Source organism: Amycolatopsis halotolerans, from assembly GCF_042647905.1.
In the GTDB taxonomy this organism is placed as follows: Bacteria; Actinomycetota; Actinomycetes; order Mycobacteriales; family Pseudonocardiaceae; genus Amycolatopsis; species Amycolatopsis halotolerans.
Genome location: NZ_JBHRWI010000016.1, coordinates 182,561 through 198,563, shown reverse-complemented (window position 1 = coordinate 198,563; position 16,003 = coordinate 182,561). Strand labels below are relative to the sequence as shown.

General features: G+C 70.7%; 14 protein-coding genes. 2 read left to right on the top strand and 12 right to left on the bottom strand.

What is annotated here, in order from left to right:
* The first annotated feature begins 41 nt into the window (after window positions 1-41).
* Window positions 42-3,020, top strand: coding sequence for a hypothetical protein (locus tag ACFORO_RS13235; RefSeq protein ID WP_377870142.1), 2,979 nt, complete (start codon window positions 42-44; stop codon window positions 3,018-3,020).
* Between the two features lie 95 nt (window positions 3,021-3,115).
* Here the strand turns inward: ACFORO_RS13235 and ACFORO_RS13230 are convergent, their stop codons facing one another.
* The 7 genes from ACFORO_RS13230 to rimP form a co-directional block, all read right to left on the bottom strand.
* Window positions 3,116-3,949 carry an alpha/beta hydrolase gene (locus ACFORO_RS13230; RefSeq protein WP_377870143.1) on the bottom strand — a complete coding sequence of 278 codons (834 nt, stop codon included), beginning with the start codon at window positions 3,947-3,949 and terminating at the stop codon, window positions 3,116-3,118.
* A 4-nt stretch (window positions 3,950-3,953) separates the two neighbouring features.
* Window positions 3,954-4,427, bottom strand: coding sequence for a 30S ribosome-binding factor RbfA (gene rbfA, locus ACFORO_RS13225; protein ID WP_354746802.1), 474 nt, complete (start codon window positions 4,425-4,427; stop codon window positions 3,954-3,956).
* A gap of 43 nt (window positions 4,428-4,470) precedes the next feature.
* Entirely contained in the window at window positions 4,471-4,764 is a 294-nt protein-coding gene (locus ACFORO_RS13220) for a DUF503 domain-containing protein (RefSeq protein ID WP_037812533.1), read from the bottom strand.
* A 65-nt stretch (window positions 4,765-4,829) separates the two neighbouring features.
* On the bottom strand, window positions 4,830-7,796 hold the full coding sequence (infB, locus tag ACFORO_RS13215; RefSeq protein WP_354746873.1) for a translation initiation factor IF-2: 2,967 nt from the start codon (window positions 7,794-7,796) through the stop codon (window positions 4,830-4,832).
* 88 nt (window positions 7,797-7,884) lie between these two features.
* A complete protein-coding gene (locus ACFORO_RS13210; protein ID WP_354746799.1) occupies window positions 7,885-8,187 on the bottom strand; it encodes a YlxR family protein in 303 nt (100 codons plus the stop codon).
* Between the two features lie 89 nt (window positions 8,188-8,276).
* A complete protein-coding gene (gene nusA / locus ACFORO_RS13205; RefSeq protein WP_377869858.1) occupies window positions 8,277-9,335 on the bottom strand; it encodes a transcription termination factor NusA in 1,059 nt (352 codons plus the stop codon).
* Window positions 9,332-9,859, bottom strand: a complete 528-nt coding sequence (gene rimP, locus ACFORO_RS13200) for a ribosome maturation factor RimP (RefSeq protein WP_354746798.1) — start codon at window positions 9,857-9,859, stop codon at window positions 9,332-9,334. Before rimP ends, nusA begins: the two co-directional genes overlap by 4 nt.
* A 161-nt stretch (window positions 9,860-10,020) precedes the next feature.
* On the opposite strand from rimP, the gene ACFORO_RS13195 reads away from it, so the two are divergent.
* Window positions 10,021-10,914, top strand: coding sequence for a ferritin-like domain-containing protein (locus tag ACFORO_RS13195; RefSeq protein ID WP_377870049.1), 894 nt, complete (start codon window positions 10,021-10,023; stop codon window positions 10,912-10,914).
* A 277-nt stretch (window positions 10,915-11,191) separates the two neighbouring features.
* Here ACFORO_RS13195 and ACFORO_RS13190 read toward each other — a convergent pair whose 3' ends face one another.
* From ACFORO_RS13190 to ACFORO_RS13170, 5 genes are all read right to left on the bottom strand, one after another.
* A complete protein-coding gene (locus ACFORO_RS13190; RefSeq protein ID WP_377869859.1) occupies window positions 11,192-11,872 on the bottom strand; it encodes a hypothetical protein in 681 nt (226 codons plus the stop codon).
* 45 nt (window positions 11,873-11,917) lie between these two features.
* Window positions 11,918-12,928: an aminotransferase class V-fold PLP-dependent enzyme gene (locus ACFORO_RS13185; RefSeq protein ID WP_377869860.1), complete on the bottom strand. Its 1,011-nt coding sequence runs from the start codon at window positions 12,926-12,928 to the stop codon at window positions 11,918-11,920.
* A 10-nt stretch (window positions 12,929-12,938) separates the two neighbouring features.
* Window positions 12,939-13,703, bottom strand: coding sequence for an isocitrate lyase/PEP mutase family protein (locus tag ACFORO_RS13180; RefSeq protein ID WP_377869861.1), 765 nt, complete (start codon window positions 13,701-13,703; stop codon window positions 12,939-12,941).
* 79 nt (window positions 13,704-13,782) lie between these two features.
* Window positions 13,783-14,412: a GPP34 family phosphoprotein gene (locus ACFORO_RS13175; RefSeq protein WP_377869862.1), complete on the bottom strand. Its 630-nt coding sequence runs from the start codon at window positions 14,410-14,412 to the stop codon at window positions 13,783-13,785.
* Window positions 14,409-15,848 carry an ArnT family glycosyltransferase gene (locus ACFORO_RS13170; protein WP_377869864.1) on the bottom strand — a complete coding sequence of 480 codons (1,440 nt, stop codon included), beginning with the start codon at window positions 15,846-15,848 and terminating at the stop codon, window positions 14,409-14,411. Before ACFORO_RS13170 ends, ACFORO_RS13175 begins: the two co-directional genes overlap by 4 nt.
* Window positions 15,849-16,003 lie beyond the last annotated feature (155 nt).

Sequence of the window (16,003 nt, the reverse complement as noted above, 5' to 3'; positions counted from 1 at the left end):
GCCTCCTGTGGCGCATTTCGTACGGCAGGGTCGGCCTTGAAATGGACACGACACCAGAGCGAATCCCGCCCTTGGCGACCGAGGCAGTCGAATTGGTGACCTGCCATCCGCGCCAGCTGGAAATTGCCCCGTTGAGCGAGGCCGGTCAGCCCGACGAGTCTCTGCCCTACCTGACTTCCTATCGTCGTCGTGCCCACGATCGCAGACTGGCGTCCATCGTCGAGGCCGCCGCATGCGGGACAAGCGGAATCGTCACCGTCGTTGGCGGACCGGCAACGGGGAAGAAACGCGCGCTGCTGGAAGCCGCGTACACCAAGGGTTCCGATGGGCAATTGCTGCTCTACGGCTGGAAAATCTGGCCCGGTCTCAGTCCGCGCAACCCGGAGGAACTGCTGGCGAGCGCGAAGGGATTTCAGAGAAATACCGTCGTGTGGCTTCCTTCCGCAGAGCGTGACTTTTTCGTGTGCGGCCACGAAAAAGGCAATGAAGTTGCCGACAGCCTGCGGAATCTGCTGCTCGACGCCAAGCGTGCGCCGATTCTGATTCTCGCGAGCCTGACCCCGGAGTACTGGCAAGACCTCACCGCACCGCCGGAAGGGGGCGTCGACCGGTCGCACGTCCACCTGCTGCTGCAGGGCACCAGCATCACGGTGCCCGACACCTTCACCGAAACCGAGGTCACCCGGGCACTCGCCTCCCCTGACCCGCGAGTCTCCGAAGCAGCGGCGAACGCACCGAACGGCCAGGTGATCCAGACTCTTGTCGCCGGACCGGCACTGCGCACGCGCTGCCAGCGGATCAGCCCGTTCGCTCGGGCGATCCTGGATTTCGTGATCGAGGCCCGGCACGCAGGCCACGGCCCAGCGATGTCCTGGACGCTCCTCCGCAAGGGTGCGCACGCCTTCCCCGACGGACCGGACACCGACGAGTCGTTCGACAAGGCGCTGAAAGAACTGACGACGCCAGTACGCGGCGGTGTCGCAGTACTGACCAAAGAGACGAAAACGGACGGCTATCGGCTTGCCCCGTGTCTCGACCGACTGTACGCGACCGAGGCGCCGAAGCCGATCCTTCCGCGCGCGAGCCTGTGGCCCGTACTGCTGGAAACCGTTGCGGGGCACGACAGTCTCGACATCGCCCGGGAATGCCGACGACGCCATCTCCTGGAACTGAGCGCTCAGTTCTACCTGCAGAACGGCACGCCGCGAGCGCATCTTGAACTCGCCGCGATGCTGGCGAAGGCTGAGCGAATCGACGAGGCGGTCGCCCTGTGCCGGATGCTCACGCGGATCGGTGCCGAAGTCGAGGAAGCGATCAGCCAGGGGGCGCATATTCTCTTCGAGGCCGAGCGCGAAAAGGACGTCCTGGACTGGCTGGGCCCGCTCGCCGAAACGGGAAACCGTTCGGCCGCGTTGCGCGTCGAGGTCGCCCATATCCGGTGTAGCCAGCCGGAACGGGCGCTGGCCGTGCACCGCCGACGTGCGGAAAACGGCGACCTGCGATCGGCGGCTTACGTGGCGGCGAGCATGGTCTCGCCCGAGATCCTGGTCGATTCCCGTGGTCCGCTGTCTGCCGAGGACCGAGAGAAACAGCGGATCCGCCGTCGGAAAGAACTCGACAAAGCGGTGCGCTGGCTGACCGGACTGGCTGGGCGCCTCGAGTGCGATCTGCTTCCCCTGATCACTGACCTGACGATGGACGCCTTGGGGATCGACGCGGTGCTGGAGATGCTTTCCGAGGAGGCGACCGACTACGACCTGCCCGGCGCGTATCTGATTGGTGCCGAAGCACTGTCTGCGGTCGGGCGGGCCGAAGAAGCACTGACGTGGGTGGAGTCGGCTCGGCGGCACGGCGTCCCCGGCAGCGCCGCTGTCGCAGCGCGGGTGAATCTGCGCGCTCGCCTGCTCGACGCGGCCCAGCAGTGCGCGCTCGAATCCGCGGCGGAGGGAGACGCGGCTCCGCTGATCGAGGTCGGTTACGCCTTCGCCAAATCCGATCCCCCGCTTCCGGACCGAGCGCTCAAGTGCTACGACGACGCGGTGCCTGGCGACGCACCCGCCGCCTTCAGCGCCGCCGCGCTCGCCGCGGCCCGGCACGGCATGCTCGACAAAGCCTTCGGTTACTACCGGCGGGCGAACTTGGCTGGCTGCGCACCGGATCCGGCCGAGATCGTCCGGTTGCTCTGCGCTGCTGGGAAGGTCACTGAGGCGTTGGAATGGTACGTCGCCACGGTTCCGGGGTCGATCGCTCCGGTCGCCCGGCATATCAAGGATTTCCCTGTAGCGATGACGGTGGCCGAGGCTGTCCGGTCCCGCAAAAACCTTCCGCAGTGGCGGGCGCTCGCCTGGGTGGCCGACGAACTCCTCGGAGCCCCATACAGCGGAACCGGCCGGACGACGGTGAGCGGAAATGGCCCGCACCACGCGACCTCCTCGCGGCTGGTGCTGGCGGGCCGGCTGTACAAGGAGGCCGCCAAGTCGGGGACCCCGCGGGTCGAGGAACGTGCCGTCCGCCTGCTGATGGACGCGCGCAACTTCGTCGAGGCGATGCACCTGATCCGCTCGGGCCACGAGACTGTGCCGCGGCGGCTGCGGGCGCTGCTGGCGGAAGCCCTCGCCGGACACGGCGCGCTGAAGGACGCCGAGCAACTGCTCGAAGAACTGCTCGACGAGGACGACTTCAGCGCGGCCGCCGGGGTCGCCCGGGGCTTCAACCTGCACGAGGAGTACGTCAAAGCGCAGGACATCGCCGAGCGCGGGGCGCGCGGCGGGGACGTCGAATCCTTGGTGCTGCTGGGCGATCTTCGCCGGGGCGCGGGCGATCAGACCAGGGTGCTCGATCTCTACTGCCTCGCGCTGGCCCACGGCCATCCTGGCGCGCGCCTCCGGATCAACCATCTCCTCGACGCGGCGGACGGCCGCGCCTGGGAGCACACGCAGTTGCGGAAGCACGGCCTCGATCCGCGCGGGGAGATCGCGCCGGACTGGGAGATTTCGGTGCCGGGCGAGGACGACGGATGAAGCCGCACCGTCCCGCGCTCGTTCACTGGTCACCAGGGAAAGCTCGGTGTTACCAATTGCCTACACAACCCCGGCTACCCGAACCGGTGATCCCGCTACGCCAGCCGCGATCCGAGGAAGCGCAGCACCTCCGGCAGCACACCCCGCCAGTACTCCTCCGTGTGCTCCCCCGCCGTGATCCGCGAGACCTCCGGTTTGGCGCTGCTGATCAGCTTCCGGTTGGCCGCCAGGAACGGGTCGCCGTCGCCGCACCACACGCCGAGGCCTCGGGTCGGGAGTTCGTCCACGTGCTGCAGCGGTTCGGCGGCCGTCCAGTCGTCCTGGGACGGGAAGATGTGCCGGGTGCGGGCTTCGGGCCAGGTGCGGAACAGGGCCGCGCTGCAGGTGGCCACGGTCCGCACGTCGCGGCGGCGCCGGGCGAGGTTCAGGGCGCCGAAGCCGCCCATGGAGATGCCGAGGACGCCGGTCATCGGGCGGAGACCGGCTTCGGAGAGCCAGCCGGGGAGTTCGTCGGCGAGCATGCGGCGCGGGTCGTCGCTGCCGTCGGGGACCCAGTAGTGGCTGCCGTCGACCGCGACGACCGCGAACGGCGGGACGCCGGACCGCACCCCGGCGGTGAGGGCCGCGGGCAGGTCCAGGTCCAGGAACGTGCGGGCGTTCGAGCCGCGGCCGTGCAGCGCGACGCAGACCGGCAGGCCGAGGCTGGGGACGCCGTCGGGCGTCATGAGCACCACGTCGACGTCCCGGCCGCGGGCCGCCGAGTGCCTGCGGTGGATCGTGATCGACGCCCTCAGGGGCGACGGGCTGGAGGCCGGGGCAGCCGAGGTCGGCGCAGCCACCGGGGCGGAGCGCCCGGTGCAGGCGGAGACGAGCGCCGCGGCACTGCCGAGCAGGAGGCCGCGTCGCGTGACACCGGGCTTTGACCGCATCGCTTCAGCCGCGCGTCTCCTCTTCTGCTTGCTCCTCGTCCTCTTCGGCACGAGGAGCCTTGTAAGGGTCCGCTTCGCCCGCGGGCTGGGCCCCGGTCGCCCGGCGCGCCACCTCCGCGTCCGACTCGCGGGCCTTCGCGAGCAGTTCTTCGATGCGGCGGGCGTCGTCGGGGACGCTGTCCGCGACGAAGGCGAGCGTCGGGGTGTAGCGGACGCCGGTGCCCTGTCCCACCTTGGTGCGCAGGACGCCGCGCGCGGCTTCCAGCGCCGCCGCGGCGCTCGCGAAGTCCGGCTCCGCGTCGAGGCTTTCGCCGAGCACCGTGTAGTACACCGTGGCGTCGTGCAGGTCCGCAGTGACGCGGGCGTCGGTGATGGTCACCGAGCCCAGTCGCGGGTCCTTGACGTCGTGTTCGATCGCCGAGGCCACGATCTGCGAGATCCGCTTGGCGAGCTTGCGTGCCCGAGCGGGATCGGCCATGGCTGAGGTCTCCTTCTCCGGGGTTCCGGGGTGTCCGGGTGTTCTAGTCGTCCGGGCCGAGCAGCCGGCGGCGCGCGGAGAGCAGTTCGAACTCAGGGCGTCCGGCCGCGAACCGCTCGCACGCGTCGAGCACGTCCCGGATGTGCTCGCCGTCGGGGGCGACCGCGGCGACGCCGATGAGCGCGCGCCGGTGCAGGTCCAGATGTCCCGCCTCGGCGACCGAGACGGAAAACCGCTTCCGCAGTTCGGCCACCACCGGCCGCACCACGGATCGCTTCTGCTTCAACGAATGCACGTCGTCGAGCAGCAGGTCGAGCTCTAAGGCTCCGACAAACATAGGCAGCGAAGTTATGCCGCGAGGGCGGTCCGGGGTGCGCGCCTGGCGCACCCCGGACCGGTCACTCACGCACGGGGCTTCTCCCGCTGTTCGTAGGTCTCGATCACGTCGTCGACCTTGATGTCGCTGTACGAGCCCAGCGTGAGACCGCACTCGTACCCTTCCCGGACCTCGACCACGTCGTCCTTGAAGCGGCGCAGCGAGTTGATCGGCAGGTTCTGCGCCACGACGTTGCCGTCGCGCAGGAGGCGGGCCTTGGCGTTGCGCCGGATCTCGCCGGACATGACCAGGCAACCCGCGATCGTGCCGATCTTGGAGGACTTGAAGACGTCCCGGACCTCGGCGCGGCCCAGTTCGACCTCTTCGTACTCCGGCTTGAGCATGCCCTTCAGGGCCTGCTCGATCTCCTCGATCGCCTGGTAGATGACCGTGTAGTAGCGCACGTCGACGCCCTCGCGGGTGGCCCGCTCGGTCGCCTTGCCCTGCGCCCGGACGTTGAACCCGAGGACGATCGCGTCGGACGCGGTCGCCAGGTCGATGTCCGATTCGGTCACGCCGCCGACGCCGCGGTGCACGACGTGCAGTTCGACGTCTTCGCCGACGTCCAGCTGCAGCAGCGCCGCCTCGAGCGCCTCGACGGTACCCGAGTTGTCGCCCTTGATGATCAGGTTGAGGCTGCTCGTCTCCTTCAAGGCGGAGTCGAGGTCCTCGAGGCTGACCCGCTTGCGGCGCGACGCGTTGAGCGCGTTGCGGGTGCGGGCGGAGCGGCGCTCGGCGATCTGCCGGGCGACGCGGTCCTCGTCGACCACCAGGAAGGTGTCGCCCGCTCCCGGCACCGAGGTGAACCCGATGACCTGGACCGGACGCGAGGGCAGCGCCTCGGTGACGTCCTCGTTGTGCTCGTCGACCATCCGGCGGACGCGGCCGTAGGCGTCGCCCGCCACGACCGAGTCGCCCACGCGCAGCGTGCCGCGCTGGACCAGGACGGTGGCCACCGGGCCGCGGCCGCGGTCGAGGTGTGCCTCGATCGCGACGCCCTGTGCCTCCATGTCCGGGTTGGCCCGGAGGTCCAGGGCCGCGTCCGCGGTCAGCAGGATCGCCTCGAGAAGCCCGTCGATGTTGATGTTCTCCCGTGCGGAGATCTCGACGAACATCGTGTCGCCGCCGTATTCCTCGGCGATGAGGTTGTACTCGGTGAGCTGCTGCCGGATCTTGTCCGGGTTCGCGCCCTCCTTGTCGATCTTGTTGATCGCGACCACGATCGGGGCCTTCGCGGCCTGCGCGTGGTTGATCGCCTCCACCGTCTGCGGCATGACGCCGTCGTCGGCCGCCACCACGATCACCGCGATGTCGGTCGAGTTCGCGCCTCGGGCACGCATGGCGGTGAACGCCTCGTGACCCGGGGTGTCGATGAAGGTGATCAGCCGCTCGACGCCTTCGAGCTCGGTCTCGATCTGGTAGGCGCCGATGTGCTGGGTGATCCCGCCGGCCTCGCTTTCGCGGACCTTCGTCTTGCGGATCGTGTCCAGCAGTCGCGTCTTACCGTGGTCGACGTGACCCATGATGGTGACGACCGGCGGCCGGACCTGCAGGTCCTCCTCGCCGCCGGCGTCGTCGCCGTAGGTGATGTCGAAGGTCTCGAGCAGCTCGCGGTCCTCCTCCTCGGGGGAGACGACCTGGACGACGTAGTTCATCTCGCCGCCGAGCAGTTCGAGGATGTCGTCCGACACGGACTGCGTCGCGGTGACCATCTCGCCGAGGTGGAAGAGCACCTGCACCAGCGAAGCCGGGTTGGCGTCGATCTTCTCGGCGAAGTCGGTCAGCGAAGCGCCGCGCGGCAGCCGGATCGTCTCGCCCTGCCCCTTGGGCAGGCGGACGCCGCCGACGCTGGGCGCCTGCATGTTGTCCATGTACTCCTGGCGCTTCTGCCGCTTCGACTTGCGGCCCTTGCGCGAGGGTCCACCGGGACGGCCGAAGGCACCGGCCGTGCCGCCGCGGCCGCCGGGGCCGCCACGACCGCCGCCGCCACCGCGGAAACCGCCGCCGCCGGCCGGGGCGCCACCGCCGCCGCCCGGACGGAAGCCGCCGCCACCGCCGCCGCCACCGCCGGGACGGAAACCGCCGCCACCGCCGCCGCCACCGGGGCCGCCGCGGAAGCCGCCGCCACCGCCGCCGGGACGACCGCCGCCACCGCCACCGGGACGACCGCCACCGCCGCCGGGACCGCCTCGGCCGCCTGCCGGTCCGGCAGGACGGGCGCGGCCCGGCATCATGCCGGGGTTCGGGCGCGGGGGCATGTTGCCCGGGCTCGGCCGGTTGCCGCCGCCCTGCCCGCCGGGACGCGGCGGACGCTCTCCGCCGCCCTGGCCGCCGCCCGGACGCGGGGGACGGTCGCCGCCGCCCTGGCCGGGGCCGGGACGCGGAGCGGGCGGACGCGGAGCCGGGGAACCGGAGCCGACGCCGAACGGGTTGTTGCCGACCCGCGGAGGCCGCGGGCCGGGACGCGGGCCGCTGGGCTTGGGGCCCTGCGGCTTGGGCGGCACGACCGAACCGGCGGACGACGAGTCCTGCTGCTTCGGGGCCGGCTTCGGCGCGGCGGGCTCGGCCTTGGCGGCCGGGACCTCCGGAGCCGGGGCCGGCTGGGCCGGCGCGGGCGGGCGCGGACCGGGACGCGGACCGCCGGGCTTCGGGCCCGCGGCGGCGGCCGGCTTCACGGCCTGCGGACCCGGCTTCACGGCCGGGGCCTGCTGCTGCGGCGCGGGAGCCGGCTGGGCCGGGGCCTGCGGGGCAGCGCTCTGCTGCTGGGCGGGCGGCTTCGGGGCCGCCGGAGCGGGCCGCGGTCCCGGAGTGGGGCCGGGCTTCTTCCCGCCCTTGGCGGGGTACGCGTCGCGGAGCCGGCGGGCGACGGGCGCCTCGACGGTGGACGACGCGGACTTCACGAACTCGCCCTGCTCCTTGAGCTTGGCGAGAACTTCTTTGCTGGTGATCCCGAGCTCCTTAGCGAGCTCGTGTACACGGGCCTTGCCTGGCACAGCTCTCCTCATCTAGGGGAGGCCAGGCGGGGACCCGCTGACCTCGTCCTTATCGTCGCGCGTTCATGGCTTCAGCTTCACGGCTGACTCATGACGGGTCGACCTGCTTCCTTGTTTCTCGCGATCCCGGGTTGGTCCCGGAGTCGTCGTCCGCGGCGAACGCCGCGTGGTCGTGCAGCCCTTCGGCCTCGAGCGCGCCCTGGACTCGAAGAGCCCGGGGGAACGCCCGCTTCCGCTCGGCTTTGGCCAGGCAGTCCGTTCCGGGGTGCAGCCACGCTCCCCGGCCCGGCAGCCGCCGACGTTCGTCGACGACCAGCCGCCCGTCCGCCGCGACCACGCGCAGCAGTTCACCGGTCAAGTCCCGTTTCCGGCAGCCGACACACGTGCGCACCGGCGACTGCCGGTGACGCTGGAGGTCGGGGGTGTCCCCAGTAGCCCTTCGCGGGTCTTGAACCGTTGTCGAGTCTAGCGCCTGCACCTTCAGTCGGCCGAACCGGTTGCCGCGGCGGGCCGCGCCTGGCCGGCGTGGTCTTGCTCACCCTCGGTCGGATCGGCCGGTTCGGCGGGCGCCGCGTCGCTCCGGATGTCGATCCGCCAGCCGGTGAGCCGGGCCGCCAGCCGGGCGTTCTGGCCTTCCTTGCCGATCGCGAGCGACAGCTGGAAGTCCGGCACGACGACCCTCGCCGTCTTGGCCCGCTCGTCCACGACACGTACCGAGACAACCTTCGCGGGCGACAATGCATTCCCGACGAACTTGGCCGGGTCGTCGGACCAGTCGATGATGTCGATCTTCTCGCCGGCGAGCTCGCTCATCACGTTGCGCACGCGCGCGCCCATCGGGCCGATGCAGGCGCCCTTGGCGTTCACGCCGGGGATGGTGGAGCGCACGGCGATCTTCGACCGGTGTCCCGGTTCGCGGGCGACCGCGGCGATTTCGACGGTGCCGTCGGCGATCTCCGGGACCTCCAGCGCGAACAGCTTGCGCACCAGGTTCGGGTGCGAGCGCGACAGCATGATCTGCGGGCCGCGGTTGCTGCGCGACACGCCGAACACGAACGCCTTGATCCGGGTGCCGTGCTCGTAGGACTCCCCCGCGACCTGTTCGGCCTGCGGCAGCACGCCCTCGGTGTCGCCGACCTGGATCACGACCATGCCGCGGGCGTTGGCGCGCGCGTCGCGCTGCACCACGCCGGCCACGATCTCGCCCTCCTTGGCGGAGAACTCGCCGTAGGTCTTCTCGTGCTCGGCGTCGCGCAGCCGCTGCAGGATGACCTGGCGCGCGGTGGTCGCGGCGATCCGGCCGAAGCCCTCGGGGGTGTCGTCCCACTCCTCGTCGACCTCGCCCTCGGAGGTGAGGGTGTGCGCGAGGACGCGGACGAGGCCGGTCTTGCGGTCGATGTCGATGCGGGCGTGCGACTGGTGGCCCTCGGTGTGCTTGTACGCGGTGAGCAATGCGGTCTCGATGGCCTCGATGACCGTGTCGAAGGGGATGTCCTTGTCCCGTTCGATCGCCCGCAGCGCGGCGATGTCCACGTTCACTTCGACTCCTCCTTCTTCTCGTTTTCGGCAGGGCCGTCTTCGGTCAGGGCTTTGAGGTCTTCGGCGGGCGGTTGCTTGAACTCGACTTCCACCACTGCCTTCGCGACGGACTGGTAGTGCACGTCCTTGATCCGGCCGTCCACGAGCGCGCGCACGCTCTTCTCGCCGGCGTGCCCGACGCGGGCGAGGTAGGCCGCGCCCTCGACGGGCGTGATCTTGACGAGGCGGAACCGGGCGCGCCGCCAGTGCCGCCGCTCGGTGAGCGGCCGGTCGAGGCCGGGCGAGGTGACCTCGAGCGTGTAGGCGCTCGCCAGCACGTGCTCGTTCTCGTCGAGTGCGGCCGAGACGGTGCGGCTGACCTCGGCGACCTCGTCCAGCCCGACGCCGTCGTCGGAGTCGACGACCACCTTCACCAGCTGTCGCCGTCCGGCTTGCTGCACCTCGAGCGAGTCGAGGTCGAAGCCCGCGGTCGTGACGGCTTCGGCCACGATCGGCTCCAGCCGGCTGGCGAGTTCGTTGGGCACGTGGAGCACTCCTGTTCGGCCGTCGTGACGCGGGCTGGTCACGGCTGTGGTCGGTGAAGGTCAAGCTTATCCTGCGCCCCCGCGAAGACGCGCGAGCGGCGGCGCACCCGGGCGGCCTGGCAGGATGGGCCGACGTGACCGCAGACCTCTCCCGGCGCGCCGTGCTGCGTCTGGGCGCACTGAGCGCCACTGTCGCCGCGGCTGTGCCGCTCGCCGCCTGCTCGGGCGGCTACGACGACGCCCCCGATCCGCTGGCCCCGCTGCTGGCGATGGCCGAGGCGGACGCCGCCGCGGCAAAGAAGCTGCCGTCCGGCGGCGACGCGGCCGGCCAGGTGGCCGACGCCAGAGCCGCGCAGGCGGCCGCGCTGAAGGCCGAGGTGGACCGGCTGAACCGGCCCAAGAAGGCGGCGAACGTCCCGCCCGCGCCCGCGGATCTGGGCGGGTTCAAGGACCGGCTCGCCGCCGCGCGCAAGCAGGCCGAGGACCTGGTGGCGGCACTGCCCGCGTACCGGGCCGGGCTGGTCGCCTCGGTGGCCGCCGGATGCGCCGGGCTGCAGCGGATCGCGCCGGAACTCGGGCCGGGGGCCGACGCCAAGGCCGCGGCCGCGCCGTCGTCGGTGCCGAAGGAAGCGGTGGATCCGCTGCAGAAGGCGCTGGCGGCCGAGCACGCGTCGCTGTGGGTGTACGGGCTGGTGACGGCGTTCCTGCCGGGCGATTTCGGGGACGCGGTGAAGGCCGGTCGCGCGGAACACACCGCGCGACGCGATGTGGTGACGCAGATGATCACTTCGGCTTCGGCTACGCCGGTTGCGCCTGAAGCCGCGTACGTGCCGCCTAAGCCGGTTACGGACACTGCTTCGGCTGCTGCGCTCGTGGCGAGCGCGGAGGCGGACACGGCGGCGGCTTGGCTTGCCGTGCTTACGCATACCGATGACGCGGGGTTGCGCGGGATGGCGTTGCAGGCGCTGGTGGCTGCTTCGCGGCGCGGGATGCCTTGGCGGCAGGAAGCGGGTCAGAAGCCCGCTGCCGTGGCACTCCCCGGGCAGCCTTCCTAGAAAAAGCGCGCAGGCCGGGCGGATGTCGTGAGGGTTCATGGCGGAGGTCGTGCGTGCTCATGCCGGTTCTCACCGGCGTAAGCACGCACGAGACTGTGGCGCTCTACGGGTTCGGGTGGTGCGCGGCCTTGCGCGCCCCAATGCCACATTGGGTGCGCTCAACGCATCGAACGCCACATTGGGTGCGTCAGATGCACCCAATGTGGCATTGGGGCGCTCGCCACCGTAGGCAGCCAGCACGTGTCCGGTTCTCACCGGTACGAGCACGCACGAGACCTCAGCGGAGCTTCCCGGACAGTTTCACCGCGTTCTTCGCGATCCGGGCCAGCAGCTGCTTGTCGTGGTGGCCGTAGTAGAAATCGGTCAGCACGATCGTCACCTCGGCGCCGCTGGCCTTCGACTCGTACGCGGCCTGGTCGCCGCTCAGCTTCGGGGCGTCGGTGTCGTGGAAGGTGCCGTCGCGGACCAGGTCGCTCACGTTGCCCGTGCCGTCGCGGTCGGTGAGCTGTTTCAGCTCGGTCGCCTTCGCCGCGTCGGGCATCGTCACCAGCACGACCGAGACCAGCGCCTTCGCGTCGCCGGACTGCACCGTGTACAGCGCCCGCGCCAGGGACTTGCACGGGTTGTCCTGGAAGAACTTCTTGGCGTCCGTGTAGGCGTTGGCGGCGCAGTCGGTGGCCTTGACCGGGCCTTCGGCCAGCTTGTAGTCGAACGCGGGCTTCGTCGTGGTCGCCGGGGGTTCGGCGACGGGCGTGTCCGGCGTGCTTTCGTGCCGGATCAGGTACCAGACGAGTCCGGCCACGACGGCGATCGCCACGAGTCCGGCGCCGCGCAGCAGCAGAGTGCGGTTGTTGCGCGGCGGGCCGGACGGCGGCGGGCCCGGTTGCGCGGGCACGGCCGGGATCGGGGCCGTGTCCGAAAGGCCGGGGGTACCGGGGGTGAACTGCGGGTGCGACACGCGACCACCGTAGTTCACCGCTTCCCCGGCGGTGAGCCCAGACGCTCAGCCCAGGGCGCCCAGAACGCGTTCGACGTCGTCAGGGCCGTTGTAGAGGTGGAAACCGACCCGTACCCGCCCGTTGCGGACGCTCGCGACGACCCCGGCTTCGGCGAGCCGCGCCGGATCGGCTTCCAGTGCCACGATCGCGCTCCCCTGCGGCTCCAGACCCGCTGCGGCGCGCAGGGAATCGGCCAGACCGGTGTTGTGTTCGCGCACCGCGGCGAGGTCCAGTGACGCGAAGTAGTCGAACGATTCCGCTGCGCCTACGTGCGACAGCCACACCGGCGAAAGGTCGAACCCGCGGGCGTTTCCGGCCAGGCGCAGTGGCATTCCGTATACCGAGGACCACGGATCGTCGCCGGCGTACCAGTTCGCGGCGACCGGGCGGGTCCGCTCGTGCGCCCGCGGGTGCACCGCGAGCCAGGCGCAGCCGCGCGGCGAGAACAGCCATTTGTAGCCCGCGCAGACGATCCAGTCCGCCCACGCGACGTCCAGCGGGAGCCAGCCGGCGGCTTGCGTGACGTCGATCAGGACCGGCACGTCCGCGGCTTCGGAGGCGGCCCGCAGCGCGGTGGTGTCGAGGAGCGCGCCGTCGGCGGACTGCGCGAGGCTGACCGCGACGAGGTCGTGGCCTTCGACGTGCTGCGCCAGCTTGGCGAGCGGCGCCTCGGTGACATTCGCCCGCTGCGCGAACGGGAACGTGACGCTGGTGAATTCGTTCTCCGCCACCAGAACGCGGGCGTCCGGAGCCAGCCCGCCGGCGACGTTCGCCACCAGCTGCGACACCGACGCGCCGATCGCCACCCGATCCGCCGGAACGCCCGCGAGCCGCGCGAATCCGTTGCGGGAACGGGACACCGCCTCGTCGAAGTCCGACGGGGTGTCCTGCCCGGTGCGCCACCGGGCGACCGCGGCGTCGACCGCTTCGGCGACGGGCGCGGGCGGGATTCCGATGCTGGGCGTGTTGAGGTAGCCGGCGGGGACAGCGAAGTCGGTGCTTCCTCCGAAGATCATGCCGTGAAGATTACGGGAGCAGCGCCGTGATATCACCGTACGACGGCGGATTCATCGGCAGTTCCGTCTCTTCCCGTACCGAGTCCACTGTGGCCAGTGCGGCGGAAAGTGCTACGCGGTAAGGCGTTGAGCCGAGACTGACCCTCGCCACGCCCAAAGAAGCCAATTCCGAGAAAGTGGCTTTCCCGGGCAGGTACAGCAGGTTCACCGGGACTTCGACCGCTTCGACCAGTTCGGTCACGTCCGCGGCATCGTGCAGGCCGGGGACGAAGACGCAGTCGGCGCCAGCGTCGGCGTACGCGCGGGCCCGGGTGATGGCGTCCGCGACCGGGCCGGTGCCGAGCCAGTGCGTGTCGGTGCGGGCGTTGAGGAACATGTCCGGGACTCGTTCGCGCACCTTGGCCAGCAGCGCGGCCTGAACGACGATCGGGGCGAGGGTGTCGGCTCGGCCGTCTTCCAGGTTGACGCCCACGACCCCGGCGTCCGCGAGTTCCGCGACGAGATCCGCCGCTTCGGCGGGGTCAGTGCTGAAGCCGTCGGCGAGGTCGACGCTGACCAGAATGTCCAGTGGTGCCAGCGATTTCGCCAGTGCGACGGTCGCGGCGCGGGATTCCGGGGCGCCGTCGGCGAGCCCGGCCGCGGCCGAGACGCCGAGGCTGGTGGTGCCGACGGCCGGGTGGCCCGCGTCGGCGAGGGCGGCGGCGAAACCGAACTCCCAGACGTTCGGCAGCAGCAACGGACGGCCCGGGACGTGCAACGCGGCGAAGGAGGTCATGTCCGCAACGGTACGACCTCGACGCTTCGGCAGCGGCCGAACCGTCGGTCAGCCCCCTCGGCTGACCGACAGTCCCAGCTCAGCCTCCGGAACCGCCGGAGAACGCCGCGATCCGTGCCGCCCGTCGGCCCGCTACCGCCTTGCGGAGCGCTGGCACCGCCGGTCCGGCAAGCTTCTCCAGCTCCGCCAGCCGATCGGCATGGTGCCGCGCGTCCGATCGGGACATCCCGGCCCCGGAGGCAGCGGCCAGGGCGGCCAGCGCCGCGGTTGGGGCGTCCACTTCGGACAGTGGGGCGGTCAGGGCGTGGTCGAGCCGCGCATGCGCGTCGCGTACTCGCGTCGGGTCGGAAGGGACCAAGACCTTGCGGTGCAAGACCGAGCTTGTTCCCTCTTCGAGCAAACCCGCCGCGGAGAGCTGCGTTTCCAGCGACTGCAGCGTGTCGTTCTTTCCGCGCCGCAGCAACGCGCGCCACGATCCGGGGCGGTGCGCGCGGACATCGGCGAGCAGGTCGTCGAGAAGGAGGTCGCCGGTGGGGGCGGCACCGGTCGGTTCGGCGTGGCCGCGCTGGTCGCGGAGGTTGCCGCGCAGCACCAGGTCGGTCACCGCGGCGGCGCGGACCAGCAGGGCCGCGTTGGAGCGGCGGGAGACCGGGCCGCCTTCCGGGTCGCAGGCGAGAAAATACGCTCGCGCGGGCAAGGAATCACTCATTGTTTCTTCACCTCTGGCCAGATCGTTTCCCAGGATTGCTTCCGCCCGGTGTACAGCCACATCAGTCCGGGCACCACTTCAGTCACCGAAGAGAAGTACGGTCTCAGCAACGCCGGGTCGAAGCCCGCGAAAAGCACGTTCTTCGCGGAATCCGGCGGCCGGTCGAAGTACCAGTATCCTCGATGTCCGCTGTAGACATTGTTGATCCCGTACCGCGGGCCGTAATACTCCACGGCCGCGGCGAACGGGTAGATTTCCCCGTATACCGCAGTTTCTCGCCGTACGGAATCGGGCAGCGACCGATAGGTCTGCCCGACGCCGTCCGCCACCTGCTGTTGCGCGGTCTCCCCTGCCGCGAAGACAGTGCCGAGCGAAATCGGGCCGAACGACGTCGCTTTCATCGACGCCGGCCACACCGGAAGCCCGGCCACGGTGACCGCCGCCGAAAGCACGAACGCGATTCCGACGGGAATCTTCCACCACCGCACCAGATTCCGCCGGGAAAGCTCCGTCGCCCCGGCGGCGAACGGCAGCGAATACAGGCTCATCAGATAGTACGAGCGGCCGTGCGTCGCGATGATCACCGCCACCACCAGCAGCAACGCCACCGCGAGGTAGCGGTACGGCACCAGGTCCGGCGAACGGAACAGCCGCCACATTCCGTACAGCAGCGCCAGCACGCCGATTCCCATTCCGGCACCGAGCACCCCGTCGCGTGCGAAGGTGAGGTAGCCGGGGAATTCGGCCGCGACGACTTCGCCCATCTGGGTGTAAGCCCAGCCGTGCGTGGCTTGCCAGAAGAACGTCGGCAGGGTCGCCACGACGGCGATCAGCGCGCCCAGCCACAGTTTCGGCCGGGAAACCAGCTTTCGCGGTCCCAGAACGAGCGCGGACACCAGCACCGCGCCCCACAACGCGGGAATCAGGAACTTCGTCTGCAGCGACACCGCGGTGACCGCTCCGGCCCACACGAGCAGGCCGTCGCGCCGGGTCCGGGTCCAGCGCACGAGCAGGAACACCACGAGCGTCCAGAAGAACGGATCCAGCACGTAGGTGGCGACCCAGTGGCTGATGATGATCAGCCCCGACGTCGCGTACGCCCCCGCAGCCATCACTTGCGCCCCGCGCCCGCCGCCCAGTTCGCGGGCGGTCAACGCGGTCACCACGACCCCGGCGCCGGCCGCGAGCGCCATCGGCAAGCGCAACGCGACCAGCGAACCGGGGAACCACTGGTCAAGTGCCCCGGCCAGCAGCGGGACGAGCGGCGGCTGGTCGAAATACCCCCAGGCCAGGTGATCTCGACCGGCCACGAGGAAGTACAGCTCGTCGAACCCGTGCGCGTACCGGGTGCTCGTCGCCACCAGCAGCGCGACGGCGGCCGCCGCGACCGCCAGCACCGGCAGCCGGGCGAACCGCGGGATTCCTTCGCTCGTCATGGCATCGAGTCCACCGCGCCGGGCGGGTGCGGGGTAAGCGTGCTCGGTAGCGACTCGCAGCGACGAAAGTGGATCACTTCCGGCCGAGCCGCAACTTTCGGCGGTAGCCGCCCACCCGGGCGGTGCGGATCCGGCGCGGGCGGACGGGCGAACGG

Bases quoted from the DNA above. Each gene is read 5' to 3' on its own strand.
- ACFORO_RS13235 (WP_377870142.1), top strand. From the start codon at position 42: ATGGACACGACACCAGAGCGAATCCCGCCCTTGGCGACCGAGGCAGTC.
- ACFORO_RS13230 (WP_377870143.1), bottom strand. From the start codon at position 3,949: ATGCGGTCAAAGCCCGGTGTCACGCGACGCGGCCTCCTGCTCGGCAGT.
- rbfA (WP_354746802.1), bottom strand. From the start codon at position 4,427: ATGGCCGATCCCGCTCGGGCACGCAAGCTCGCCAAGCGGATCTCGCAG.
- ACFORO_RS13220 (WP_037812533.1), bottom strand. From the start codon at position 4,764: ATGTTTGTCGGAGCCTTAGAGCTCGACCTGCTGCTCGACGACGTGCAT.
- ACFORO_RS13185 (WP_377869860.1), bottom strand. From the start codon at position 12,928: ATGATCTTCGGAGGAAGCACCGACTTCGCTGTCCCCGCCGGCTACCTC.
- ACFORO_RS13180 (WP_377869861.1), bottom strand. From the start codon at position 13,703: ATGACCTCCTTCGCCGCGTTGCACGTCCCGGGCCGTCCGTTGCTGCTG.
- ACFORO_RS13175 (WP_377869862.1), bottom strand. From the start codon at position 14,412: ATGAGTGATTCCTTGCCCGCGCGAGCGTATTTTCTCGCCTGCGACCCG.
- ACFORO_RS13170 (WP_377869864.1), bottom strand. From the start codon at position 15,848: ATGACGAGCGAAGGAATCCCGCGGTTCGCCCGGCTGCCGGTGCTGGCG.